At 70.8% G+C, this 24,635-nt stretch carries 21 protein-coding genes; 5 read left to right on the forward strand and 16 right to left on the reverse strand.

Translation table 11 applies throughout. The features are described 5' to 3' along the window. Positions 1 to 68: 68 nt before the first annotated feature. Positions 69 to 1,205 carry an adenosine deaminase gene (locus AB0I82_RS29240; protein WP_363260400.1) on the reverse strand — a complete coding sequence of 379 codons (1,137 nt, stop codon included), beginning with the start codon at positions 1,203 to 1,205 and terminating at the stop codon, positions 69 to 71. A gap of 168 nt (positions 1,206 to 1,373) precedes the next feature. Between AB0I82_RS29240 and AB0I82_RS29245 the strand changes: the two genes are divergently transcribed. Next, complete coding sequence (locus AB0I82_RS29245; protein WP_363260401.1) at positions 1,374 to 2,144, forward strand: alpha/beta hydrolase; 771 nt, start codon at positions 1,374 to 1,376, stop codon at positions 2,142 to 2,144. A gap of 186 nt (positions 2,145 to 2,330) precedes the next feature. On the opposite strand, the gene AB0I82_RS29250 is transcribed toward AB0I82_RS29245, so the two are convergent. Further along, entirely contained in the window at positions 2,331 to 3,296 is a 966-nt protein-coding gene (locus tag AB0I82_RS29250) for a LysR family transcriptional regulator (protein ID WP_037959097.1), read from the reverse strand. A 62-nt stretch (positions 3,297 to 3,358) separates the two neighbouring features. Between AB0I82_RS29250 and AB0I82_RS29255 the strand changes: the two genes are divergently transcribed. Then, positions 3,359 to 4,678, forward strand: coding sequence for an MFS transporter (locus AB0I82_RS29255; RefSeq protein WP_363260402.1), 1,320 nt, complete (start codon positions 3,359 to 3,361; stop codon positions 4,676 to 4,678). A gap of 86 nt (positions 4,679 to 4,764) precedes the next feature. Here the strand turns inward: AB0I82_RS29255 and AB0I82_RS29260 are convergent, their stop codons facing one another. The 12 genes from AB0I82_RS29260 to AB0I82_RS29315 form a co-directional block, all read right to left on the reverse strand. Beyond that, a complete protein-coding gene (locus AB0I82_RS29260) occupies positions 4,765 to 5,361 on the reverse strand; it encodes a Uma2 family endonuclease (RefSeq protein WP_363260403.1) in 597 nt (198 codons plus the stop codon). Between the two features lie 97 nt (positions 5,362 to 5,458). Continuing rightward, a complete protein-coding gene (locus AB0I82_RS29265) occupies positions 5,459 to 6,736 on the reverse strand; it encodes a thymidine phosphorylase (RefSeq protein WP_363260404.1) in 1,278 nt (425 codons plus the stop codon). A 25-nt stretch (positions 6,737 to 6,761) separates the two neighbouring features. After that, positions 6,762 to 7,106, reverse strand: a complete 345-nt coding sequence (locus tag AB0I82_RS29270) for a cytidine deaminase (protein ID WP_363260699.1) — start codon at positions 7,104 to 7,106, stop codon at positions 6,762 to 6,764. An 82-nt stretch (positions 7,107 to 7,188) separates the two neighbouring features. Then, complete coding sequence (locus AB0I82_RS29275; RefSeq protein WP_363260405.1) at positions 7,189 to 8,484, reverse strand: ABC transporter permease; 1,296 nt, start codon at positions 8,482 to 8,484, stop codon at positions 7,189 to 7,191. Beyond that, positions 8,481 to 9,587: an ABC transporter permease gene (locus tag AB0I82_RS29280; RefSeq protein ID WP_363260406.1), complete on the reverse strand. Its 1,107-nt coding sequence runs from the start codon at positions 9,585 to 9,587 to the stop codon at positions 8,481 to 8,483. The genes AB0I82_RS29275 and AB0I82_RS29280 overlap by 4 nt, the downstream gene beginning before the upstream one ends. Further along, on the reverse strand, positions 9,584 to 11,182 hold the full coding sequence (locus tag AB0I82_RS29285; protein ID WP_363260700.1) for an ABC transporter ATP-binding protein: 1,599 nt from the start codon (positions 11,180 to 11,182) through the stop codon (positions 9,584 to 9,586). Before AB0I82_RS29285 ends, AB0I82_RS29280 begins: the two co-directional genes overlap by 4 nt. A gap of 78 nt (positions 11,183 to 11,260) precedes the next feature. Then, positions 11,261 to 12,295: a BMP family ABC transporter substrate-binding protein gene (locus AB0I82_RS29290; RefSeq protein WP_363260407.1), complete on the reverse strand. Its 1,035-nt coding sequence runs from the start codon at positions 12,293 to 12,295 to the stop codon at positions 11,261 to 11,263. A gap of 132 nt (positions 12,296 to 12,427) precedes the next feature. Beyond that, entirely contained in the window at positions 12,428 to 13,666 is a 1,239-nt protein-coding gene (locus AB0I82_RS29295) for an amidohydrolase (protein WP_363260702.1), read from the reverse strand. Positions 13,667 to 13,863: 197 nt separating this feature from the next. Continuing rightward, the gene (locus tag AB0I82_RS29300; protein WP_363260408.1) at positions 13,864 to 14,976 is read right to left on the reverse strand and encodes a hypothetical protein; all 1,113 of its coding nucleotides are present in this window, start codon (positions 14,974 to 14,976) and stop codon (positions 13,864 to 13,866) included. 20 nt (positions 14,977 to 14,996) lie between these two features. Continuing rightward, on the reverse strand, positions 14,997 to 15,935 hold the full coding sequence (locus AB0I82_RS29305) for an N-acetylneuraminate synthase family protein (RefSeq protein ID WP_363260410.1): 939 nt from the start codon (positions 15,933 to 15,935) through the stop codon (positions 14,997 to 14,999). Between the two features lie 78 nt (positions 15,936 to 16,013). Continuing rightward, positions 16,014 to 17,291: an acylneuraminate cytidylyltransferase gene (locus AB0I82_RS29310; protein ID WP_363260411.1), complete on the reverse strand. Its 1,278-nt coding sequence runs from the start codon at positions 17,289 to 17,291 to the stop codon at positions 16,014 to 16,016. A gap of 35 nt (positions 17,292 to 17,326) precedes the next feature. Continuing rightward, positions 17,327 to 18,610, reverse strand: coding sequence for a DUF6716 putative glycosyltransferase (locus AB0I82_RS29315; RefSeq protein ID WP_363260703.1), 1,284 nt, complete (start codon positions 18,608 to 18,610; stop codon positions 17,327 to 17,329). A gap of 223 nt (positions 18,611 to 18,833) precedes the next feature. Here AB0I82_RS29315 and AB0I82_RS29320 point away from each other — a divergent pair, with 223 nt between their 5' ends. Genes AB0I82_RS29320 through AB0I82_RS29330 form a run of 3 tightly spaced genes read left to right on the forward strand, consistent with a single transcriptional unit; the run spans position 18,834 to position 22,353 of the window. Then, positions 18,834 to 19,811 (forward strand): glycosyltransferase family 2 protein, encoded by a 978-nt coding sequence (locus tag AB0I82_RS29320; RefSeq protein ID WP_363260412.1) that lies wholly within the window; start codon positions 18,834 to 18,836, stop codon positions 19,809 to 19,811. Then, positions 19,811 to 21,217, forward strand: a complete 1,407-nt coding sequence (locus AB0I82_RS29325; RefSeq protein ID WP_363260413.1) for a polysialyltransferase family glycosyltransferase — start codon at positions 19,811 to 19,813, stop codon at positions 21,215 to 21,217. The genes AB0I82_RS29320 and AB0I82_RS29325 overlap by 1 nt, the downstream gene beginning before the upstream one ends. Then, positions 21,214 to 22,353, forward strand: coding sequence for an acyltransferase (locus AB0I82_RS29330; protein ID WP_363260414.1), 1,140 nt, complete (start codon positions 21,214 to 21,216; stop codon positions 22,351 to 22,353). Before AB0I82_RS29325 ends, AB0I82_RS29330 begins: the two co-directional genes overlap by 4 nt. A gap of 76 nt (positions 22,354 to 22,429) precedes the next feature. Here the strand turns inward: AB0I82_RS29330 and AB0I82_RS29335 are convergent, their stop codons facing one another. After that, on the reverse strand, positions 22,430 to 23,827 hold the full coding sequence (locus AB0I82_RS29335) for a gluconate:H+ symporter (protein ID WP_363260415.1): 1,398 nt from the start codon (positions 23,825 to 23,827) through the stop codon (positions 22,430 to 22,432). A 110-nt stretch (positions 23,828 to 23,937) separates the two neighbouring features. Beyond that, positions 23,938 to 24,474 carry a gluconokinase gene (locus tag AB0I82_RS29340; RefSeq protein WP_363260416.1) on the reverse strand — a complete coding sequence of 179 codons (537 nt, stop codon included), beginning with the start codon at positions 24,472 to 24,474 and terminating at the stop codon, positions 23,938 to 23,940. Between the last annotated feature and the right edge of the window lie 161 nt (positions 24,475 to 24,635).

The raw sequence follows: 24,635 nt of genomic DNA on the forward strand, positions 1-24,635 counted from the left end.
GTTCGGCGCCTCGACGGGCATCCCGAACTCCCCGCCCCAGCACCTCACTCAGCGTCAGGACGCCCAGCTCACGCGGACCCCGCGAGGCCCTTCGGGAAGAGCCATTCCGACTTCAGTTCGGCGTAACCGGGCTTGATCACGTCGTTGATCATGGCCAGACGTTCATCAAAAGGAAGGAACGAGCTCTTCATCCCATTGACGGTGAACCACTGCATGTCGTCGAACGTGTAGTGGAACGTCTTGACCAGGTGCTCGAATTCGCGCGACATGCTCGTGCCGCTCATCAAGCGGTTGTCCGTATTGACCGTCAGCCGGAACTGCAGCCGGCGCAGCAGCCCGATCGGGTGCTCGGCGTACGAACTGGCCGCGCCCGTCTGGAGGTTGGAGGTCGGGCACATCTCCAGCGGGATGCGCTTGTCGCGTACGTACGACGCCAGCCGGCCCAGCTTCACGCCGCCGTCGTCGTCGACCTGGATGTCATCGATGATCCGCACGCCGTGCCCGAGCCGGTCGGCGCCGCACCACTGCAGCGCCTGCCAGATGGACGGCAGCCCGAACGCCTCGCCCGCGTGGATCGTGAAGTGGTTGTTCTCGCGCTTGAGGTACTCGAACGCGTCCAGGTGGCGGGTGGGCGGGTAGCCGGCCTCGGCGCCCGCGATGTCGAAGCCGACCACGCCCAGGTCGCGGTAGCGATTGGCCAGTTCGGCGATCTCCAGGGCGCGCGCGGCGTGCCGCATCGCGGTGAGCAGGGCCCCGACGCGGATGCGGTGGCCGTTGGCCCGCGCCCGCCGCTCGCCCTCCCGGAAGCCCTCATTCACCGCCTCGACGACCTCTTCGAGGCTGAGCCCCTTCTCCAGGTGCTGCTCGGGCGCGTACCGGACCTCCGCGTAGACGACGCCGTCGGCGGCCAGGTCCTCGGCGCACTCGGCGGCCACCCGGGCCAGCGCGTCACGGGTCTGCATGACGGCGCAGGTGTGCGCGAAGGTCTCCAGATAGCGCTCCAGCGAGCCGGAGTCCGCGGCCTCGCGGAACCAGATGCCGAGCTTCTCGGAATCCGTCTCGGGCAGGCCGTCGTACCCCGTCTCACGGGCGAGTTCGACGATCGTGGCGGGACGCAGACCGCCGTCGAGGTGGTCGTGGAGCAGCACCTTCGGCGCGCGGCGGATCTGCTCTGCGGTCGGGAGATTGCTGGTCTGGCTCGTCATTGCGGCACTGTAGCCCCTACGCGCGTAGAACGCACTAGCGATTCGGCCGCGTCTTGGTGGCCCCTCGGCCCGCCTCCGTACGGCGCACGGCCGTGCCCGGCACCGATACGGAACAGTGACCCGTACACGGGGTGGGCCACCGACCCCCGGTCTGCCATCGTTCTGCTCATGGATGGGCAATCGTTGTCCGGGCGCACGGCCCGGCTGGGGAAACGACTGGGAGCGGGCACGGGACCGGCGGGCGGCGCGGTGAACGCGGTCGCCCTCTTACTGCCCGAGGGCGGCGAGACGGGCACCGGGCGCCTCTCGCCGGTGGCCACACTGACGGCCCGCGCGCTGGCCACGGGGCTGGCGCGGGCCGGCCGCAGGGACGGGCTGACCACCCACGTCCTGCACTTCCGCTGCCGCGGCTGGAACGGGGACGCGGCGCACCCCGCGCGGGACGCGGAGTGGGCGGTGGCCGAGATCGTCCGCCGCTACGGTGACGTACCGCTCTGCCTGGTCGGTACGGGCACGGGCGCCCGCGCCGCGCTGCTCGCCGCCGGCCACCCGGCGGTCAACTCCGTACTGGGCATCGCCCCCTGGCTCCCGGCCGGCCCGTCGGCTGCCCCGCCCGACCCGGTGAAACAGCTCGTCGGCCGCCGCGTACTGCTCGTACACGGCACCAACGACGAACGCGTCGACCCCGACCTGTCCTACCGCTACGCCGAGCGCGCCAAGAAGATCAACCGCGACACCTGCCGCTTCGAGGTCCACACCGATGGCCACGGCCTCCACCAGTACCGCTCCGAAGTCCGCTCCCTGGCCGCCGACTTCGTACTCGGCTCCCTCTTCCACCGCACCTACTCCCGCCCCGTCCAGGACGCCATGGCCGCACCCCCACCACTGGGCCTCCGAATGCCCTTGGCCGCGGGCTTCGGGGCGACACTGCAGGGGTGAGCCGGCTCGGGCCGGATTGTCAGTGGTGCGCGGTAACTTCGGGAGCAGTGTGGCGGAGGTGGGGGAGGGACCTCGTCACCGGGCTCCCGGGGCGCTGTCCCTCGCGGGGAGAGGGAGGGGCCCTGCCAGGAAACAAGCGAGCCGCCCCCACCGCCCCTCCCCCGTCGCCCCTCCCCCGCCCCACCCTCAATCCAGCAACTGCCCCCGTCGGCTGAGCAAGAACTTCTTGAAGGCAGCTACCGGCGGGGTGTCCACGTGGCCGTCGAGCCACGCCACGCCGATTTCGCGGACCGCGCGTGGGGCCGTGACGGTCAGTTCGACGACGCCCGGGCGCGGGACCGGTGGGGGTGGGAGCAGGGCTACGCCCAGACCCGCGGCGACCAGGCCGCGCAGGGTCTCGGCCTCCTCGCCCTCGAAGGCGACCTTCGGGGTGAAGCCGGCCTCGGCGCACAGCGCGTCGGTGATGCGGCGCAGCCCGAAGCCCGCTTCGAGGGTGACGAACAGCTCGTCGGCCGCCTCCGCGAGGCGGATGCGCTTGCGGGTGGCGAGGGGGTGGTCGTCGGGGACGACGAGCCGCAGCTTCTGTTCGTCCAGGCGGCGGGCGACCAGCTCGGGCGCGTCCGGCACCGGCGAGGTCAGGCACAGGTCCAGATCACCCGCCCGCAACCGGTCGAGCATCGCCTCGCCGTAGGTCTGTACGAGCTGGAAACGGACCTTGGGGTGGTCGACGCGGAAGGTGCGCAGCAGGCCCGGTACGGTCTCGGAGCCGAGGGTGTGCAGGAAGCCGAAGGCGACCTTGCCGGCGGTCGGGTCGGCGTCGGCGCGTACGGACTCCGCGGCCCGTTCGATGTCGGTCAGGGCGCGCTCGACGGAGCCGAGAAAGGCGCGGCCCGCCGGGCTGAGGGAGAGCGTACGGCCGTGCCGGGCGAAGAGGGCGACGCCCAGCTCCTCCTCCAGGCGGACGATCGCGCGGCTGAGGGTCGGCTGTGGCATGCCCAGTTCGTACGCGGCGCGCGTCACATGTTCGTGGCGCGCGACGGCCTCGAACTGGGCGAGGCGTGGCGCGAGAGCGAGCGCCCAGGACGAATCGGGGATGTCTTTTCTGTTGCGAAGCTGCAACAGGGGCCGCTGTGAGCTGTGATCATGCCGCATGGAATCGATTATCGCGTTTCTATGCATTGGACGCATGAAACTGATCGCCGTACGTTCGAGCCATGCCTCCTGCTGATACCAGGGCGTCCGCCGAAACCCGCGCGGACGCCTCTGCCCAGTCGTCCACCACTGCCGATTCCGCCGCCACCGCTGCCGACCCCGAGGCCGGCAAGCTGCGGCCCGGGGGCCCCGGCTATCGCCGGATGAGCTTCGCCCTCTTCGCGTCCGGCATCTCCACCTTCGCCCTCCTGTACTCCACGCAGGCGCTGCTGCCCGCCATCTCCGACGACCTCGGGGTGACGCCGGACCAGGCCAGCTGGACCGTGTCGGCGGCGACCTTCGGACTCGCGCTCGCGGTGCTGCCGCTGAGCGCCTGTTCCGAGCGGTTCGGCCGGCGCACGATGATGACGGTCTCGTTGAGCGTCGCCGCCGTGATCGCGATGCTCGTGCCCTTCGCGCCCTCCCTCGGGGCGCTGATCGCGCTGCGCGGCCTCCAGGGCGTGGCGCTGGCCGGCGTCCCGGCCTCGGCGATGGCCTTCCTGGCGGAAGAGGTACGGGCCAAGGCGCTGGTTGCCGCGGTGGGCCTGTTCGTCGCGGGCAACAGCATCGGTGGCATGTCGGGCCGGATCGTGACCGGCTGGGTGGCGCAGGCGTGGGGCTGGCGTGCGGCGCTGGCCGCGGTCGGGCTGCTGGCCGTGGTGTGCGCGGTAGTCTTCCGGATGCTGGTGCCGAAGGCGCGGCACTTCGTACCGAAGGCGGTCGGCCCGAAGGCGCTCGGCCGGACCATCCTCGGCCACCTCTCCGACCCGCTCCTGTGCCGTCTGTACGCCATCGGCGCGCTCTTCATGACGGTGTTCGGCGCGGTGTACACGGTGATCGGGTACCGCCTCGTCGGCGAGCCGTTCTCGCTGCCGCAGGGCATCGCGGGCTCGGTCTTCCTGGTGTACCTGGTCGGTACGGTCTCCTCGGCCGCGGCGGGCCGCCTGGTCGGCCGCCTGGGCCGGCGCGGCGCGCTGTACCTGGCGGTGGGCACGACGGCCACGGGCCTCCTCCTCTCCCTCGCCGACGTCCTGGTCCTGGTCGTCCTCGGCCTGGTCCTGATCACCGCGGGCTTCTTCGCGGGCCACGCGGTGGCGTCCTCGGCGGTCAGCCGCACGGCCAAGACGGCCCGCGCGCAGGCGTCGGCGCTGTACCAGAGCGCGTACTACCTCGGCTCCAGCGTGGGCGGCGCGCTCGGCGCGGCCGCCTTCCACGCCGGCGGCTGGCCCGCCACGGTCGCCCTCGGCCTCCTGGCCATGGTCGCGGCGGCGTCGGTCACCCTGTACGCGACCCGCAAGGCAGTCGCGGAGCGACGCGTACTGCACATGCAGAAGGCCGCGTAACGGCGCGCAAGCGCCACCTCAAGCCCGAAGGGGCCGCCCCGCCACCTGTCCTGGCGGGACGGCCCCTTCGTCTTCGGTACCCGCGGTCAGTCACCGCCGAAGGGGAACAGGCTGGTGTCGATGGTGAGGTCGAAGGGGGCGGGAAGGCGGACGGACTCGCCGAACTTCACCTTCTGGAGCTCGCGATAGACGTTGCCCTGCGGATCCCCGAAGAGCGTGACGGTCGGCCCGGGCGGGGCGAAGCGATCGATGAGGAGGTACAGCGGGACTGCTGCCTGCGCATAAGCAGCCGCCTTGTTGATCCGGTCGTAGCTCGCGTTGGGCAGCGAGGTGACCTCGACGACCAGTTCAGCAGCCGTGAGCGGTACGGCGTTGCCCCCTTCCACCTCGTCCACGGCGGCATGAGGGACCACGACAAGGTCTGGGATGTAGAGGCGCCCGTACGGGGGATGTGCGACCCCGAGAGTCTCGTAGGCCCCCCAATCCGCAGGCAGCACTGTGTACATCAAGCGATGGAGCGTCTCGGCAATGCGGTTGTGCGGCGCAGCGGGCGGTGGTGACACAACGATGATCCCCTCGATGATCTCCACCTTGCTGCCCTCGGGCCAGTCCGACTCCTCCCAGAAGCGGAGAAGCTCGTCCCAGCGCCGGCCCGGAGCAGGGTCGACGGGGAGTGCACTCATGGCGGTCTCCTAACTCGGTGCGTCACCGATCCCAGCATGCCGAACAGGACCCGAACCGGTCCACCGATCCCGTTCACCCGTACGAGGAAACCGCAGGTCAGGCGATACGTTCCAGCACGACGGAGGCCGGCGTGGCGGGGGGCGCCTCGGGGGCGATCAGTACGCCGCCGTCCAAGGCCTCGATGGCGGACGGGAACTTTTCCGGGGTGTCCGTGTGGAGGGTGAGGAGGGGCTGGCCGGCCCGGACCTCGTCGCCCGGCTTGGCGTGGAGTTCTATGCCTGCGCCGGGCTGGACCGGGTCCTCCTTGCGGGCGCGGCCGGCGCCCAGGCGCCAGGCGGCGAGGCCTACCGCGTAGGCGTCGAGGGTGGTGAGGACGCCGGAGGCCGAGGCGTTCACAACGTGCTGTTCGCGGGCTACCGGGAGGGGCGCGTCGGGGTCGCCGCCCTGGGCCTGGATCATGCGGCGCCATACGTCCATCGCGGAGCCGTCGGCGAGCGCCTTGGCGGGGTCGGCATCGCCCAGACCTGCCGCGTCCAGCATTTCGCGGGCCAGGGCGAGGGTGAGGTCGATGACGTCGGAGGGGCCGCCGCCCGCCAGGACCTCGACCGACTCGCGGACTTCGAGGGCGTTGCCGGCCGTCAGGCCCAGTGGCGTGGACATGTTGGTGAGGAGGGCGCGGGTGCGTACGCCGTGGTCGGTGCCGAGTTCGACCATCGTGGCGGCGAGTTCGCGGGCGTCGGTGAGGTTTTTCATGAAGGCGCCGGAGCCGACCTTGACGTCCAGGACCAGGGAGCCGGTGCCCTCGGCGATCTTCTTGGACATGATGGAGGAGGCGATGAGGGGGATCGACTCGACCGTGCCGGTCACGTCGCGGAGGGCGTAGAGCTTTTTGTCGGCGGGGGCGAGGCCCGCGCCTGCCGCGCAGATGACGGAGCCGACATCCCCAAGGATGTCCAGCATCTCGGGGTTGGTGAGCGACGCGCGCCAGCCGGGGATCGCCTCCAGCTTGTCCAGCGTGCCGCCGGTGTGGCCGAGGCCGCGGCCGGAGAGCTGGGGTACGGCGGCGCCGCAGGCCGCGACCAGGGGGGCCAGCGGGAGGGTGATCTTGTCGCCGACGCCGCCGGTGGAGTGCTTGTCGGCGGTGGGGCGGGGCAGGGAGGAGAAGTCCATCCGCTCGCCGGATTCGATCATCGCCGCCGTCCAGCGGGCGATCTCCTTGCGGTTCATGCCGTTGAGGAGGATCGCCATGGCGAGGGACGACATCTGCTCGTCGGCGACCTCACCGCGGGTGTAGGCGTCGATGACCCAGTCGATCTGGTCGTCGGTCAGCTCGGCGCGGTCGCGCTTGGCGCGGATGACGGAGATGGCGTCCATCGGCGTCCTTTCACAGCGGAAACGGTCAGCGGGACAGGTGCTCAGGGCCGAAGGCGTCCGGGAGGAGTTCGGAGAGCGGGCGGATGCCGGACTCGGTGTCGATGAGGAGGTCCGGGCCGCCGTGTTCGTACAGGAGCTGGCGGCAGCGGCCGCAGGGGATGAGGACCTTGCCGTACCGGTCGACGCACGCGAACGCGGTGAGCCGGCCGCCGCCGGTCGCGAACAGCTCGGAGACCAGGCCGCATTCGGCGCACAGGCCGAGGCCGTAGGAGGCGTTCTCCACGTTGCAGCCGGTGACGGTGCGGCCGTCGGCCACGAGGGCCGCCGCACCGACGGGATAGCCGGAGTAGGGCGCGTAGGCCCGGGACATCGCGTCCCGGGCCCGTTCGCGCAGCTTCTCCCAGTCGGGAGTCACGTACGCCGGCCCCCTCGGGTTCCACAGACCTCGTTCGTCACTTGCCCTGGCCCCTTCGGTACGCCTTGCCGATGGCTTTCGGTGCCCGCAGCCGCTGTGCGGCCAGCGACAGGACCAGCAGCGTAGCGATGTACGGCGCCACGGAGACGATTTCCAGCGGGACCGTGTCGGTCGTGGCGTACCAGACCGCCAGCAGGGCCGCGACGGCGATGCTGGCGATGCCCTGGATGCGGTGGCCGCCGCGCAGCTTCCAGATCGCGAGGCCGACCAGCAGCACCGCGAGCAGGAGGAGCAGCGCGTGCACGGTCGTGCCGCCGCCGCGCAGCTGGAAGGCGTCCATGAAGCCGAAGAGGCCCGCGCCCATGGCGACGCCGCCGGGCCGCCAGTTGCCGAAGATCATGGTGGCGAGGCCGATGTAGCCGCGCCCGCCGGTCTGGCCGTCCTGGTAGATGTGCACGTAGATGGCGAGGAACGCGCCGCCGAGGCCGGCCAGCGCGCCGGAGACGATCACCGCCGCGTACTTGTACGTGTACACGTTGACGCCCAGCGACTCGGCCGCGACCGGGCTCTCGCCGCAGGAGCGCAGCCGCAGTCCGAAGGACGAGCGCCACAGGACGAAGAAGCTGAGCGCGAAGACGGCCGCGGCCAGTACGGCGAGCCAGGAGACATTCGTGACCAGCGAGCCGAGGATGCCGGCCAGGTCGGAGACCAGGAACCAGTGGTGCTTCTCGATGGACAGCAGCCAGTCGGAAAGGCCGGGGACGGTGAAGGTCGGCATGTCGTCCATCGGCGGGGACTGCTTGTCGTTGCCGCCCGCCTGGGCAGCCGCGCTGCCCTCGGCGCCGAACCACAGCTTGGCCAGGAACTGCGTCAGGCCGAGCGCCATGATGTTGACGGCGACGCCGGAGATGATGTGGTCGACGCCGAAGGTGACGGTGGCGATCGCGTGGATCAGGCCGCCGAGCGCGCCACCGAGGACGCCGGCCAGCGCCGCCGCCCAGGGCCCGTACTCCCAGCCGACGAAGCCGGCGGAGAACGCGCCGAGCATCATCATGCCTTCGAGGCCGATGTTGATGACGCCGGAGCGCTCGGCCCACAGGCCACCGAGGCCCGCGAGGCCGATCGGTACGGCGGCGTTGAGGGCGGCCGTGTACTGGCCGGAGCCGGTGAGGTCGGTCGCGCCCGTGACGGTGCGCAACACCGAGAGCAGGACGAGGGCGCCCGCGATGATCAGCAGGACCTTGGGGTAGGTCAGCTTCGCGCGGGCGGCGGCGAGCTTGCCGCCCTTGCCGCCGGGGTCCTTCGCGACCGGGGCCGTGAGGTTCTGGCTCACGCGGACACCTCCGCCTTGTCGGTCTTGCGGGCCTGCGCGGCGAGTTCCTCGCCGACCTTGCGCTGCTGGATCCGCAGGCCGTAGCGGCGTACGACTTCGTAGGCGATGACCACGCACAGCACGATGACGCCCTGCATCACGCCGACGATCTCCTGCTCGTAGTCCTCGAACTCCAGCTGGGTGCCGGTGCGTTCCAGGAAGCCCCAGAGCAGCGCGCCGGCGGCCATGCCGAGGGGGTGGTTGCGGCCGAGCAGCGCGATGGCGATGCCGGTGAAGCCGATGCCGACGGGGAAGTCGGTGCCGTAGTTGTACGAGACGCCGAGCAGCGTCGGCATGCCGATCAGGCCCGCGGCGGCGCCGGACAGCAGCATGGACGTGATGACCATGCGCTTGACGCTGACGCCGCCGGCCTGCGCGGCGGACTCCGACCGGCCGACCGTACGGAGGTCGAAGCCGAAGCGGGTGCGGCCGAGCACGAACCAGTACGCGACGCCGACGACGGCCGCGACGACGAGGAAGCCGTCGAGCGGGTCGGGCTGGGTCGGGATGGTGAAGAAGTGGCTGGAGGCCGGGATGTTCGGGGTGTGGAAGAGGTTGCCGTCCTTCACCGCGAGCCGGCCTTCCTGGAGGAAGTAGCCGATCACGGCGGCGGCGATGGAGTTCAGCATGATGGTCGTGATGACCTCGCTGACGCCGCGGGTGGTCTTCAGTACGCCCGCGATGCCCGCCCAGACCGAGCCGACCAGCATCGCCACGATGATGATGATCGGGATCTGGAGGAAGCCGGGGAGGGTGAGCGCGCCGCCGACGACCGCGGCGAAGAAGGCCGCGATGCGGTACTGGCCGTCCACGCCGATGTTGAAGAGGTTCATCCGGAAGCCGATGGCCACGGCCAGCGCGGAGAGGTAGTACGGCACCGCCTTGTTGATGATCCAGACCTGGCTGTCGCTCTTGGAGCCGAAGTCCACCATCACGGCGTAGGCGTGCAGCGGGTCCTTGCCGGTGGCCAGGATGATCACCGAGGTGATGACCAGGGCGGCGACGATGGCGAGGACCGGGGCCGCGATGCCCAGCGTCAGCTTCGTACGGTCGATCTTCTTCACTCCCGCTCGCCCCCTTCCGCGTCCTCGGCGTGCTCCAGGTGGCCGCTGGCGGCGCCGGTCATGGCCGAGCCCAACTCCTCGGGGGTGATGGTGGCGGGGTCCGCGTCCGCGACCAGCCGGCCGCGGAACATCACCCGCAGGGTGTCGGACAGGCCGATCAGCTCGTCCAGGTCCGCGGAGATCAGCAGTACGGCCAGGCCCTCGCGCCGTGCCTCGCGGATCTGGTCCCAGATCTGCGCCTGCGCGCCGACGTCCACGCCGCGCGTGGGGTGCGCCGCGATCAGCAGCTTGGGGTGGTGGCTCATCTCGCGGCCGACGATCAGCTTCTGCTGGTTGCCGCCGGAGAGCGAGGCCGCGGTGACCTCGATGCCGGGGGTGCGCACGTCGTACTCGGCGACGATCCGCTCGGTGTCGGTGCGGGCGGCCTTCAGGTCCAGCAGCTTGCCCTTGGAGTTGGGCTTCTCGGTGACATGGCCGAGGATGCGGTTCTCCCAGAGCGGGGCCTCCAGCAGCAGGCCGTGCCGGTGCCGGTCCTCGGGGACGTAACCGATGCCGTCCTCGCGCCGCTTGCGGGTGGGCGCGTGGCTGATGTCGGCGCCGTCCAGGGTGATGGTGCCGCCGTCGGGGTCGCGCATGCCCATGATGGCCTCGACCAGTTCGGCCTGGCCGTTGCCCTCGACGCCGGCGATGCCCAGGACCTCGCCCTTGTGGATGGTGAAGCCGATGCCGTCCAGGACGGCGCGTACGACGCCGTCGGGGTCGGTGGCGCTCAGGTGCAGCCCGTCGACCGTCAGCATCGGGGTGTCGGTGACGGTGGACTCGCGGGTCTCCGGGGAGGGCAGTTCGCTGCCGACCATCAGCTCGGCCAGCTGCTTGGGAGTGGTGTCCGCCGGCGCCACGGAGGCGACGGTGGTGCCGCGTCGGATGACGGTGATGTCGTCGGCGACGGAGAGCACTTCGCCCAGCTTGTGGGAGATGAAGATGACGGTGAGGCCCTCGGCCTTGAGCTCGCGCAGGTTGTCGAAGAGCGCGTCGACCTCCTGCGGGACCAGTACGGCCGTCGGCTCGTCGAGGATGAGCGTACGGGCGCCGCGGTAGAGGACCTTGAGGATCTCCACGCGCTGCCGGTCGGCGACGCCGAGGTCCTCGACCAGCACGTCGGGGCGTACGTTCAGCCCGTACCGGTCGGAGACCTCGATGACGGCCGCGCGGGCCGCCGCGCCGATGCCGTGCAGCTTCTCGGCGCCCAGGACGATGTTCTCCAGGACGGTGAGGTTGTCGGCGAGCATGAAGTGCTGGTGCACCATGCCGATGCCGCGCGCGATGGCGTCGGCGGGGCTCGCGAAGCTCACCTGCTCGCCGTCGATCGCGATGGTGCCCTCGTCCGGCTTCTGCATGCCGTAGAGGATCTTCATCAGGGTGGACTTGCCCGCGCCGTTCTCCCCGACCAGGGCGTGCACGGTGCCGCGCCGGACGGTGATGCCGATGTCGTGGTTGGCGACGACGCCGGGGAACCGCTTGGTGATGCCGCGGAGTTCGACGGCAGGGGCCGCGGCGGGGGCGCGCTCTGCCGTGGTGCTGCTGGACGCTGTGATGGCGCACTCTCCTCGGAGAGAAGGAGCGAGGGCGGGGCGGAGCAGGGCCCCGCCCTCGGACACAGGCTCGTGGAGCTCTTACTTGGCGGGGTTCTCGGCGACCTTGACCTTGCCGTCGACGATCCGCTTCTTCGCCGCGTCCAGCTCGTCCTTGAGGTCGTCGATGTGACCGCCGGAGGTGGCCAGGCTGACGCCGTCCTGCTTCAGCGTGAGGTGGACGGTGCCGGTCAGCGGCTTGCCGTCCTTCACGCTCTTGATCACGTCGTAGACCGCCACGTCGACGTTCTTCACGACGGAGGTCAGGATGTGGTCCTTGTACTTGGCCAGGCCCGGCTGCGCGTACTGGTCGGAGTCCACGCCGATCGCCCAGGCGCCCTTCTTGCCGGCGACCATCTCGATCGCGCCGGCGCCGGACTGGCCCGCCGCGGTGTAGATGACGTCCTTGCCGTCGTCGAGCATGCCCTTGGCCTTGCCCTTGGCGGCCGCCGGGTCGTTGAAGCCCTTGTCGTCGTTGGCGTAGAGGTACTGGGACGTGACCTTGACCTTCGGGTCGGTGTCCTTGACGCCCTGCTCGAAGCCGGCCTGGAACTTCTGGATCAGCGCGTTGTTCACACCGCCGATGAAGCCGACCTTCTTGGTCTTGGTCTTCAGGGCCGCGGCCACGCCGGCGAGGTAGGAACCCTCGTTCTCGGAGAAGTTGATGCCGTAGACGTTCTTGGCGGTGGACCCGGAGTCCACCACCGCGAAGGTGGTCTTGGGGAACTTCTTGGCGACCTTGTTGATGGAGTTGCCGTAGTTGAAGCCGACGCCGATGACGGGGTTGAAGCCGGCCTCGGCGAGGGAGGTGAGCCGCTGCTCGCGGTCGGCCTCCGTCTCGCCGTTCTTGGCGGTCATGAGCTTGGACTTCACGCCCAGCTCTTTCTCGGCCTTGTCGGTGCCGCGGGCGGCGGCCTCGTTGAACGAGTGGTCGTCCCGGCCGCCGACGTCGAAGGCGAGGCCGACGCCCTTGTTCTTGCCGGCGGCCTCGGTGGACGATTCACCGCATGCGGTGAGCGAGAGAGCGAGGGCCGCGGAGGCTATACCCGCGGCAGCGATCTTGGTTACCCGGCGCACGAGGGGTCCCCTTCGGCTCGTAGCGCCTCCTACGGCGCTGATTCCGCCGCATCGTAACGCGCGTAGATGCCAGATAAAGGGGCGTCTGGAAGCCGTTATCGGATCGTCGCGAAGCGCGGCCGACGGCTGGGTTTACAGCACGTTCCGGTCCAGCAACGCGGCGGCCGTGAACAGCTCGACGCCCACCCGGATCGCCTCTTCGTCCACGTCGAAGTCGCCCTGGTGCAGGTCGCGTCCGATCGGGTCGCCGACCGGCTTCACACCCAGCCGCGCCATCGCGCCCGGCACCTTCTCCAGGTACCAGGAGAAGTCCTCGCCGCCGAGGGACTGCTCGGTGTCCTCCACCGACTCGGGGCCGCGGCGGGCCGCCATGGCGTTCTGCAGGAGCGAGGTGGTCATCGGCTCGTTGACCACCGGCGGGACCCCGCGCACGTACGTGATCTGGGACTTGGCGCGGTGCAGCGTGGCGATCTCGTCGATCGCGGCGTAGACCAGGTCCGGCGCCTGCCGCCAGGCCTCCAGGTCCAGGCAGCGGACCGTGCCGGACAGCTCGGCGCGCTGCGGGATGACGTTGCACGCGTGACCGGTCTCCAGGCGGCCCCAGGTCACGGCGAGCCCGGCCCGCGCGTCGACCCGGCGCGCGATCAGCGACGGCACGTCGACGGCGACCCGCGCGGCGGCGGTGACCAGGTCCGTGGTCAGATGCGGGCGGGCCGTGTGGCCGCCGGGGCCCTCCAGCGCGACCTCCAGCCGGTCGCAGGCGGAGGTGATCGGGCCCGTGCGCAGCCCGATCCGGCCCACCTCGACCTTCGGGTCGCAGTGCACCGCGAGGATGCGGCCGACGCCCTCCAGGACGCCGCAGTCGATCGCGTCGGTGGCGCCGCCGGGCAGCACCTCCTCGGCGGGCTGGAACAGCAGCCGTACGGGCCCTGGCAGCAGGCCCTGCGCCGCGAGGTCGGCCAGTACCAGCCCGGCGCCGAGCACGACGGTGGTGTGCACGTCGTGGCCGCAGGCGTGGGCGCGGTCGGGCACCGTGGAGCGGTAGTCGACGGTCTTGGTGTCCGGGATGGGCAGCGCGTCGATGTCGGCCCGCAGCGCGAGCATGGGGCGCCCGGCGGCCGGTGTCGTACCGGGGTCCCTGCCGATGTCGCAGATCAGCCCCGTACCGGTGTCCAGTACGCGGGGTGCGAGGCCGGCCTTCTCCAGCCGCGCCCGGAGCGCCGCGGTGGTCCGGAACTCCTGGTTCCCCAGCTCCGGGTGCATGTGCAAGTCCCGCCGGAAGGCGATGAGTTCGGCGCGCAAGTCCTCGGTGAGCGCTCCGGGCAGGGAACCGGGTACGGGGCTGGCATCGGCTTCGGGTCCGCGGGACATCAGTTGGTTCACCCGCTGAAGGTTACGGGGCCGAGCGGGGCAACTGTCCGTCGATCAACAAAAGTTCAGCCCGTTAGGGGAAGACAATCTAGGCCGCCCGGCGCATGGACAGGTCATCGAGGGGGTATGACGAAGGGTTTCACGTATCGGCGAAACCCAAACCCCGGTCCTGTCCGCGGCACCCCGCCCGGCGACCGTCAGCCGGTCGCCGCGTAGGTGAGTCGCTGCACGTCACGGGCGGTGCCGGTGACGCCGGAGAGGAATCCCTGGGCGCGCGGGGACGCCTTGGTGGTGAGCCAGGCCGGGTCCACGTCGCACACCGCGACCTTCACGCCCGTGCCGACGAGTGCGAGCGGCAGGGTGTGCACCACGGTGGACGGGAAGCTGAGGATCGTGCGGCCGATCGGGCCGCGCCGGGCGATCAGTTCGAGCGGCAGGTCGGGCCGGACGATCTCCAGGCCGGTGGCCGCGGCCAGCGCGTGCAGCTTGTCGGCGCTCTCCCGGCGGTGCGCGAAGTAGCGGGTGGCGCCGTGCGTACGGGCCAGGGCGCGGACGGCCGCGAGGTAGTGGTCCGGGTCGACGACGCCGGTCTCCACCAGGGAGGTGCCGACGATGTCGGTGCCGCGGGTGAGTCTGGGCGGGCCGAAGCGGGCCCGGGTCCAGGAGAAGTCGTTGGCGGTGACCGTCACGCCCGGCGGGGGCTCGACGGGCATCGAGGAGAAGACGCCGACGGAACGGCGGTCGCTGTCGGGTACGGGGGTGAGCCGGCGGCGTGCGGTGGCGGAGAACGGCGCGAAAACGAGGTCGCGCGCGCCCCGGCTGCCGCCGCTGCGGTGCCAGCGCACCAGCCGCTCGCCGCGCGCCAGCTGGGAGATGAACTCCATGGTGGCGGTGCCGTCGTCGACCACGACGAGGTCCCGCGCCTTCCCGATGGTCAGCAGCAGCTGGACGTACCGGGAGAACGGGTCGCCGATGACGATGCGGCGCGCGCGGCGCAGCAGCGGGGCCAGGCCCCCGATGGTCCGCAGGGGGGCGGCCGCGCCGCCGCGGGCCTCCTCCCAGCGGACCGTGCATCCCTCGTCCCGGGCCAGCTCCGCCATCCGGCGCAGCTGGCCGCGGGTCATCGGGTCGTGCGGGGAGAGCACGACGACGGTGAGCGCACCGTCCTGCACCACACTCTCGGTGTGGGCCCATTCCAGGACGTTGAGCAGCTGTACGGGGCTCTCGACGAAGGCGAGGGTGGCCCCGGCGGCGTCCGAGTTCCGCCGGGACGCCCTCCAGGGGCGCCGGGCCCCCTCTGCTGCGCTCACGGTGTCGTCGCGCTTTCTGCTCAGACCGAAGCCGGCTCGCGGTCGGCCTCGGCGGCCTCGGTCTCGGCGACGACGCCCGCGACGCGGCGGAGCTTCTTCATCGGGCCGAGCTCGCTCTCGTACACCTTCTTGACGCCGTCACCGAGGGACTCCTCGATGGTGCGGATGTCGCGGACCAGGCGGGACAGGCCGCCCGGCTCGACGGAGGCGGCCTGGTCGGAGCCCCACATGGCGCGGTCGAGGGTGATGTGGCGCTCGACGAAGGTGGCGCCGAGGGCGACGGCGGCGAGGGTGGTCTGCAGGCCGGTCTCGTGGCCGGAGTAGCCGATCGGGACGTTCGGGTACTCGTCCTGCAGGGTGTTGATCATCCGCAGGTTCAGCTCCTCGGCCTTGGCCGGGTAGGTGCTGGTGGCGTGGCAGAGCAGGATGTTGTCGCTGCCCAGGACCTCGACCGCGTGGCGGATCTGCTTCGGGGTGGACATGCCGGTGGAGAGGATGACCGTACGGCCGGTGGCGCGCATGGCCTTCAGCAGCTCGTCGTCGGTCAGCGAGGCGGAGGCCACCTTGTAGGCCGGGACCTCGAACTTCTCCAGGAAGTCGACGGACTCGACGTCCCACGGGGAGGCGAACCAGTGGATGTTGCGCTTCTTGCAGTAGTCCGAGATGGCGCGGTAACCGTCCTCGTCGAACTCCACGCGGTGGCGGTAGTCGATGTAGGTCATCCGGCCCCAGGGGGTGTCGCGCTCGATCTCCCACTGGTCGCGCGGGGTGCAGACCTCGGGGGTGCGCTTCTGGAACTTCACGGCGTCGCAGCCGGCGTCCGCGGCGGCGTCGATCAGCGCGAACGCGTTCTCCAGGTCGCCGTTGTGGTTGATGCCGATTTCACCGGTGACGTAGACGGGGTGGCCGGGGCCGACGAGGCGGTCACCGATGGTACGAACGCGGTTGTTGCTGGTCATGGAGGAGAGTTCCTTCGTTGTTGAGAGTGTCTCTCGGAGAGACAGGGACGACGGTTGCCTCCGGGGAGGCGATGAGTCTCAGAGAGACGGGCCGAGGAGCCAGGAGGCGATCTCGCGGATCGCCCCGCTGCCCCCGGGAGTCGAGGTGACGGCGCGGGCAGCGCCGCGTACGACGTCGTGTGCGCTCGCGACCGCCACGGGCCAGCCGACGAGGCCGAAGCACGGGAGGTCGTTGACGTCGTTGCCGACGTAGAGCACGCGCTCGGGCGCGATGCCCTGGTCCTCGCACCACTGCTTCAGCGCGAGGTCCTTGCGGTCGATGCCGTGCAGGACCGGGATCTGCAGCTTCCGGGCCCGCGCGGCGACGACCGGGTTCTGTTCCGTGGACAGGACGAGCAGCTTCAGCCGCTCCGACTTGCGCAGGGCCGCGATGCCCAGGCCGTCGCCGCGGTGCACGGAGACGAATTCCCGTCCGTCGGAGTCGATCAGCACCCGGTCGTCGGTCTGGGTGCCGTCGAAGTCGAGTACGACCGCGTCCACGTCGTCCACCGTGGGGAGCGCCCCGGGGCGGGGAGCGTCCAGGAGGGGCGCGAGGGCGCGGGCGCGGGCCAGGTCGTGCGGGTCGTCGACCTCCAGCACGCGGGCCGGGTCGGTGCGCACGAGCTCCGTACGGCCGAAGAAGCGGTGGCCCGCGGTGCGGAAGCCGGCCGCGTCCATGGCGTACGCGGCGCCGGTCTCCAGGAGGTCCTGGGGACGGTCCTGGCGGCGCGGCCGGAAGGACTTGTCGTGGTTGACGCCGTAGCCGCCCTCCGTGGTGGCGACGGTGGCCACCGGGGCGTCCGGCCCGTCCGCCGTCCGCGCCTCGCGGCCCTCGCCGATGCCCGAGGAGGCGTCGTCCGCCGCGTCCCGCCACACGAAGCCGTGGAAGGGGGCGACGGTCAGCGCGGAGTCGGCGCCCTGCTCGACGACCGCGGACGCGACGCCGTCGATGTCCTCGCGGGCGATGAAGGGGCTGGTGCACTGGACGAGGAGGACCGCGTCGACGGCGGTGCCGTGCTCGGTCTCGTACGCGTCCATGGCGTGCAGGACGGCGGCCTCGCTGGTCGCGGTGTCGCCGGCGATGGCGCCGGGGCGGCGGACGATCACGGCGCCCGCGCCGCGCGCCGTGGCGGCGATCGCGTCGTCGTCGGTGGAGACCACGACATCGGTGATCAGGCGGGACGCCAGGCACTCGCGCACCGCGCGGGCCACCAGCGGCACGCCGCCGACGGCGGCGAGATTCTTGGCGGGCACGCCCTTCGATCCGCCTCTGGCGGGGATGACGGCCACCACGGTGGGCCGGTCGGTCTGCGGCATCTCAGGCTCCTTCCGGAGACCGGTAGAGGGGGAGTTCACAGCTGGCCCCAGCGGCGGATGGCGGGGGCGACGCGCTGGACGCCGTGCCGGTAGGCGCCGCGGGCCGCCTCACGGACGGTGTCGCGGGCCACCCGGCGCAGTCCCGTCGGCTCCGCGGCCTCGGTCGCGTAGCCGGGCAGCGGCTCGCCCGTCGCGTCCAGGCCGTGCCGGGCGAGGATCCCGGGCAGATAGCCGGGGGCCGTACGGGGCGTGTAGTACGGGGCGAGCGGCGGCAGCGTGTCCGCGTCGAGCAGCTCGGTGACTCGGGCGCCGGCCGCGTCGAAGGCGTTCTCGTACGAGCCGTCGGCACAGACACCCTGGGCCGCGACCCACTCCGGGTCCGGCTCGGGCAGGTATCCGGCGTCCAGCTCGTCCCAGGAGGCCAGGCAGCCGGAGCCGAGGAAGTGGTGGTTGCCCAGCGCCTCGCGGATGCCGAGGTCCGTGAGGACGGCGGTGGGGACGCCGCGGTGCAGGGACTCCAGCGCGGCGGTCGAGGAGACCGTGACCATCAGGTCGGTGCGGTCCAGGACCTCGCCCATGTTCCCGTACACCAGGCGGCAGTTGGCGGGCAGGCCGCCGGGGATGCGGGCCGCGAGCTTCTGGTACGGCAGTTCCTCGATGTGCGTGGTGTGCTCGCCCGGCTTGCTGCGGAGCTTGATGAGCACCTCGCGGCCGGGGTGCCGGCGGGCGTGCTCGGCGGCGCGGCGCAGCAGGTAGGCGCGGTCGTTGCGGTTGTCCGGCACGGAGGGCTGGACGGCGAAGACGACGGTGCGCACCTCGCTGCCGCCTTCGTGCCGGGCGCCGCCCAGGAAGGGCAGCGCGCACTCGACCACGCTGCGCTCGTCCGCGTTCACGCCCCGGTACACCGCGCGGAAGCGGTCCGCGTCGTGCCGGGAGTTGGCGAGCACCACGTCGGCGCCGTGCCGCAGCAGCAGCCCGTCGGCGAGCTTCTCGTAGACCACGCCGACGTAGCCGGTGACGACGACGGGGCGGCGGGCGCTGCCCTCCCAGGCGTGGGCCAGGCCGTGCAGCATCGCCTGCACCGCGCCGCCCACGCAGGACAGCAGGACGACGTCATAACCAGTACGGTCGATGGACCGCACGAAGTCGACCCCGCGGATCTCGCGCAGCGCGTCCGCCCGGGCGCCGACCTCGTCGAGCTGGCGGACCGTGGGCGTGGCGCGGCCGCGGAGCAGAAAGCCGTCGAGCCGGCAGCCGGGCTGGAGACGGTGCGCCGTGAGGGCGCCCCATTTCCACCGGGTGTCCGAGTCGGCGAGCACCGCGACCCGCGGCTGAGAAGGTGTACGTGATGGCACGTCGAAGACGCTAGGAAGGCATTTCGATTCGCGGGCCAACTGGTGCGCAACAAAGGGTTAACAGCACATCGACGAACGGCGAACCGGCAGGCCGGAAAGGGCGGTTAACCATTCCGCCATTCTTCGTTCACCCAAGCGCCCCCATACGGCAAAGACGAATGCCGGAGCCGCACCTAACGTCTCCTGAGTGGTTAAGCTCTCCGTCATCGTGCCGTTCTACAACGTGCAGACATACGCGCCCGACACCCTGAGAAGTCTCGCGGCCAATGCCCGTGACGACTTCGAATTCCTGCTCGTCGACGACTGCTCTCGCGACGGGACGCCGCAGATTCTGGAGCGCGCCGAGCGCGAGCTCCCGGGCGCCCGGCTGCTGCGGCACGAGCAGAACGGCGGCCTGGCCACCGCCCGGAACACCGGCCTGGACGCGGCCCGGGGTGAATACATCACCTTCCTGGACGGCGACGACTGGCTGGCGCCGGGTTATTACCAGGAACTCCTCGGCGCGATCGAAAGCCTCGGCTGCGATTTCGTCCGCACCGACCACGTGCAGTGCACCGCGCGGGCACGCTCCGTGCACCGGGTGCCGTACGGCCGCCGCAACGTCGTCCTGGACCCGCGCGAGCTGATCCTGCCCGCCGACCGCTCCACCTCGGTGGACTACGCGTTCGCCTGGGCCGGGATGTACCACCGGCGGCTGCTGGACGACGGGGTGCTGCACTTCCGTCACGGGCTGCGCACGGCCGAGGACCGGCCGTGGATCTGGCGGCTGCACCGCGAGGCGGAGTCGATGGCGGTGCTCGGGATGCTGGGCGTGTTCTACCGGCGCGGCGTGGCCTCCTCGCTGACCCAGATCGGCGACGTCCGCCAGCTGGACTTCATTCGCGCATTCGACCAGGTCATCGATGAGACGGCCAAGGACCGGGACGCCGATGTGCTGCTGCCGAAGGCGGTCCGGACGTATTGCGCGATCATTTCCCACCACCTCGGTTCGATCGACCGTTTCGAGCCGCAGGTGGCCCGTAAATTGCGTTCGATGAGTGCCGCGGCATTGAAGCGAATGCCGCAGGACGTTTTGAAGGAAGCCCTCGATTCCATGGATGTACAGCGCGCTTCCCGGCTGCGTCGGCTCCGCCGCAAGCCGGTCCCGGCGGAGGTGGCCGCCTGATGTCCGCCGCCGGATTCTCCGCGTGGTCCGCCGGGCCGCGTACGCAGATCTTCTTCGCGTCCACGCTGTACGGCGCCGCCACGCTGGCCGCAGCCCTGGACGCCGACCGCTTCGAGCCGGCCGACCGCCGGATCCTGCTGGTCAGCAACAATGCCGCGATTCCGGAGACCACCCCGTCGGTGGACACCATGCCGGGCTTCGAGCGGCTGCGCGGCCGCTTCGACGAGGTGCGGTCCTGGAACGAGGCGATCAGCCCGTTCCACCCCGGCGGCTGGTCCCCGCGCGGCGACGACGCGCCCCTGTGGGAGCGCCATCTGCGCCTCCTCTGGGACCTCGGCGACTCCCCCGTCGAGCTGATCGTCGAGTCCATCCAGGTCAACCCGGCCCTGGCCCTCTGCCAGATCTTCCAGGGCGCGCCGGTCGAGGTCTACGCCGACGGCCTGATGAGCTACGGCCCGACCCGCTCCAAGCTCGACCCGCTGGTCGGCACCCGCATCCGGCGGCTGCTCCACCTGGACCTCGTATCGGGCCTGAAGCCGCTCCTCCTCACGGAGTTCGGCGTGCCCGCCGAGACCGTGCCCACCGAGCCGTTCCTCGCGGTCCTCGCCGAGCTGGCCGAGGCGGCGGACCAGGGCAGTACCGCAGTCGTACCGGCCGAGGGCGGCGCCCTGCTGCTGGGCCAGTACCTCTCCGCGCTCTCCATCCTCACCCCCGAGGAAGAGGAGGAGCTGCACGTCCAAATGCTGCGCGGGGCCGTTGATCTGGGCCACCGTCAGGTGATCTTCAAGCCGCACCCGACCGCGCCCGCGCGCTGGTCGCGCGTCCTGGAGGAGGAGGCGGAGCGGCTCGGCGCCGAGCTGACCGTGCTGGACACTCCGCAGCTCGCCGAGGTCCTGTACCAGCGCCTCAAGCCCGCACTGGTCGTCGGCTGCTTCTCCACCGCGCTGCTGACCGCCACCGCGTTCTACGGCTTGCCCGCCGCCCGCATCGGCACCGACCTGCTGCTGGAGCGGCTCGCCCCGTACCAGAACAGCAACCGCATCCCGGTCACGATCGTCGACGCGCTGCTGCCCCCGCTGTCCGACGCGACCGCGGTGGCCCGCTGGACGCCGCCCACCGAGAGCGAGGTCGCGCGCGACCTGACCGGCCTGGTCAAGGCGGTCGGGTACGCGATGCAGCACCAGATCTACCCGAACCTCCGCCCGGCCGCCGAGCGTTACCTCTCGGCCCACCTGGACGAGACGACCTGGCGCTACTTCAAGCGCCGCCGGCTCACCGCGCTGGCGCTGCCCGGCGGTGTCCCGGTCCAGTTGGCGTTCATCCCGCGCAACGCCACGGTACGCAGGGTCGCGAGGCGCGCCCGCTCCGTGCAGCGCAGGCTGAAGAAGCGGGCCGCGTTCGGATGACCACCGCACCGGCTCCCCCCACGCTCCCCCGCACCACGGGAGCGCCTGCGCCTTCCACCGCCGTTCCGCCGCGCGCCGCCGGCCCCACCCGGCTGCGCGCCCTGGACGGACTGCGCCTGCTCGCCGCCCTGATGGTCGCCGCGTACCACTACGGCGGCCGGGACGGCGAGATCGGCGACGCCTGGGGCAGTTCGCCCGCCTACCAATTCCCCACCGCCTCGGGGTACTTCGCGTACGGCTGCCTCGGCGTCCAGATCTTCTTCGTCATCAGCGGCTTCGTCATCTGCATGAGCGGCTGGGGCCGCCCACTACGCGCGTTCTTCGCCTCGCGCGTCTCGCGCCTGTTCCCGGCGTACTGGGCGGCGGTCATCCTCGTCACCGTGGTCTTCGCCCTCCCCTGGGTCGCATACGAGGCGGTCTCCCCCACCGACGCCCTGACGAACCTCACCATGCTCCAGATGCCCCTGGGCGTGGACCGCGTCCTCGGCGTCTGCTGGACCCTCTGGGCCGAGATGCGCTTCTACGCGCTCTTCGCCCTCTGCGTCGTCCTCCCGGGCGCCACCCGCAGCCGCGTGGTGCTGTTCTGCGCGGGCTGGACTCTTGCGGCAGTCATCGCCGAGGCGGCGAACAACTCCCTCCTCGACATCGTCCTGATGCCCGAATACGCGCCGTTCTTCATCGGCGGCATCGGCTTCTACCTGATCCACCGCTACGGCAGCCGGGACACCGCCGGCTGGGCGATCGTCGCTGTCAGCTGGCTGCTCGGCCAGCACTACGCGGTCACCCGCCTCTGGCACCCGGCGGACATGCCGGACGCCTTCTCCTACCGCCCCTCCCTCGGCATCGTCGCGGTCATCACCCTCGGCTACCTCCTGATAGCGGCCATCGCCCTCGGCAAACTCCGCTGGGCGAACTGGCACTGGCTGACCGTCGCAGGCGCCCTGACCTACCCCTTCTACCTGATACACGAACACCTGGGCTGGGTAGCCGTACAACTCCTCCACCAGGACCTCGGCCTCCCCGCCGCAGCCACATTCCCCCTGGTCCTGACCCTGATGCTCACCCTGGCCTGGTGCCTGTACCGCTTCGTGGAACGCCCACTGACACCCCGACTGAAGCGCGCGATCATGGGCTGAGCGGTTCGCCGGCACATGCGTAAGGGCCGTACGGGCGGGGTGCCCGTACGGCCCTTCGGGGTTACTGGTGGCGCGGCTACAACACCAGTGACAGCAGCAGCACGACCACGATCGAGACGACGGAGATGACCGTTTCCATCAGGGACCAGGTCTTGATCGTCTGGCCGACGTTCATGCCGAAGTACTCCTTCACCAGCCAGAAGCCCGCGTCGTTGACGTGACTGAAGAAGAGGGAGCCGGCGCCGACGGCGAGGACCATGAGGGCCGCGTGGGTGGGGGTCATGTCGGCGGCGAGCGGGGCGACGAGGCCGGCGGCGGAGACCGTGGCGACCGTCGCGGAGCCGGTCGCGAGGCGGATGGCAACCGCGATCAGCCAGGCCAGCAGCAGTGCCGGCAGGCCCCAGTCCTTGGACATGTCCAGGATCATCTGACCGACACCGACGTCGACCAGGGTCTGCTTGAAGCCGCCGCCCGCGCCGACGATCAGCAGGATGCCGGCGATGGGGGCGAGGGACTTCTCGACGGTGGAGGAGAGGCGGCCGGCGCTGAAGCCGGCGGCCTTGCCGAGGGTGAACATGCCTACCAGGACCGCTACCAGCAGGGCGATCAGCGGGGAGCCGATGACGTCGAAGACGCGCTGCACGTGCTGCTCGGGGTCGTCGACGATGATGTCGACCAGGGCCTTGGCGAGCATCAGGACGACCGGCAGCAGGACGGTGGAGAGGGTCGCGGCGAAGCTGGGGCGCTTTTCCAGGTCCTCGGAGGGGCGCTGGGGGATCATCTTCTCCGGCGGGGCGATGTCCACCCAGCGGGAGGCGAAGCGGGCGAAGACCGGGCCGGCCAGGATCGCGGTCGGGATGGCGACGAGCACGCCGAGGCCGAGGGTGAGGCCCAGGTTGGCCTTGATCGCGTCGATGGCGACGAGCGGGCCGGGGTGCGGCGGGATCAGCCCGTGCATGACGGAGAGACCCGCCAGCGCCGGGATGCCGATCCGCATCAGGGAGAAGTTGCCGCGCTTGGCGACCAGCAGCACGACCGGGATCAGCAGCACGATGCCGACCTCGAAGAAGAGCGGCAGACCGACGATCGCGGCGATCAGGACCATCGCCCACGGCATCATCCGCCGGCTGGACTTGGCGAGGATCGTATCGACGATCTGATCGGCGCCGCCCGAGTCGGCGAGCAGCTTGCCGAGGATCGCGCCGAGCGCGATCAGTACGCCCACGCCCGCGACGGTCGAGCCCAGGCCGTTGGTGAAGCTGGTGATCGCCTTGTCCAGCGGCGCACCGGCCGCCGCGCCGAGCACCAGCGAGCCGATGGTCAGAGACAGAAAGGCGTGCAGCTTGAATCTGGTGATGAGCAGGACGATGACGGCGATGCCGACGAGCACGGAGATGCCCAGCTGCGCGTTGCCGGCCGAGGTGATCGGCTCGACCGCGTCCGCTGCCATCATCTCGACGCTGAGATGGGTCACGGCTTTTCCTTCGGTTGGAGCCCGGTCTCACGATCGGAGCTCATGGGTACGGCTCGGGACCGGACCCCGTGGGAAGGGGCCGGTTCAGAGCTCGGGGATGCGGCTCCTGATCAGAGCTCGGTGGTGGCCGGAGCGGTGCCCTCGTCGAGCTGTCGCAGCGCGGCGACGGCCCGCTCGGTGATCTCTTCGGGGGTCCCGGAGACGTCCACCGCCACGCCCCGCTCGTCGTCGCCGAGCGGCTGCAGGGTGGCGAACTGGGAGTCGAGGAGCGCGGTCGGCATGAAGTGCCCCTTGCGCTCGGCCATGCGGCCCGCGATCAGCTCGCGGGAGCCGGTGAGGTGCAGGAAGACGATGCCGGGGGCCTCGGCCCGCAGCCGGTCGCGGTAGGCCCGCTTCAGCGCGGAGCTGCTGACCACCCCGCCCTTGCCGGCCCGGCCGTGCGCCCAGGCGCCGATGGCGTCGAGCCAGGGCCAGCGGTCGGCGTCGTCGAGCGGGGTGCCGGCGGACATCTTGGCGATGTTGGCCGGGGGATGGAAGTCGTCTCCCTCGGCGTACGGGACATCCAGCGCATCGGCGACGAGCGGTCCGATCGTCGTCTTGCCGGTGCCGGCGACTCCCATCACGACGATGACATGGGGGGTGCTCATCGCGGTCTACCTCGCTCGTTCGTCCTCATTGACTTGGCGTTCCGAGCCACCTGAGTGGCTCGAATGCATCGCCCTACTGAAACTCATTAGGTACGACGTATTCAAGAGCCTGTGACATAAAAGTCATACTTAAAGTGCCGGGACCCCGGGAACGTAGGCTT

The sequence above is a fragment of the Streptomyces sp. NPDC050315 genome, assembly GCF_040655775.1.
GTDB lineage: Bacteria > Actinomycetota > Actinomycetes > Streptomycetales > Streptomycetaceae > Streptomyces.

Coding starts and splice junctions, on each gene's coding strand:
- AB0I82_RS29240 (WP_363260400.1), bottom strand. CDS start 1,205: ATGACGAGCCAGACCAGCAATCTCCCGACCGCAGAGCAGATCCGCCGC.
- AB0I82_RS29245 (WP_363260401.1), top strand. CDS start 1,374: ATGGATGGGCAATCGTTGTCCGGGCGCACGGCCCGGCTGGGGAAACGA.
- AB0I82_RS29250 (WP_037959097.1), bottom strand. CDS start 3,296: ATGCGGCATGATCACAGCTCACAGCGGCCCCTGTTGCAGCTTCGCAAC.
- AB0I82_RS29255 (WP_363260402.1), top strand. CDS start 3,359: ATGCCTCCTGCTGATACCAGGGCGTCCGCCGAAACCCGCGCGGACGCC.
- AB0I82_RS29260 (WP_363260403.1), bottom strand. CDS start 5,361: ATGAGTGCACTCCCCGTCGACCCTGCTCCGGGCCGGCGCTGGGACGAG.
- AB0I82_RS29265 (WP_363260404.1), bottom strand. CDS start 6,736: ATGGACGCCATCTCCGTCATCCGCGCCAAGCGCGACCGCGCCGAGCTG.
- AB0I82_RS29270 (WP_363260699.1), bottom strand. CDS start 7,106: ATGTCCCGGGCCTACGCGCCCTACTCCGGCTATCCCGTCGGTGCGGCG.
- AB0I82_RS29295 (WP_363260702.1), bottom strand. CDS start 13,666: ATGTCCCGCGGACCCGAAGCCGATGCCAGCCCCGTACCCGGTTCCCTG.
- AB0I82_RS29305 (WP_363260410.1), bottom strand. CDS start 15,935: ATGACCAGCAACAACCGCGTTCGTACCATCGGTGACCGCCTCGTCGGC.
- AB0I82_RS29310 (WP_363260411.1), bottom strand. CDS start 17,291: ATGCCGCAGACCGACCGGCCCACCGTGGTGGCCGTCATCCCCGCCAGA.
- AB0I82_RS29325 (WP_363260413.1), top strand. CDS start 19,811: ATGTCCGCCGCCGGATTCTCCGCGTGGTCCGCCGGGCCGCGTACGCAG.
- AB0I82_RS29330 (WP_363260414.1), top strand. CDS start 21,214: ATGACCACCGCACCGGCTCCCCCCACGCTCCCCCGCACCACGGGAGCG.
- AB0I82_RS29340 (WP_363260416.1), bottom strand. CDS start 24,474: ATGAGCACCCCCCATGTCATCGTCGTGATGGGAGTCGCCGGCACCGGC.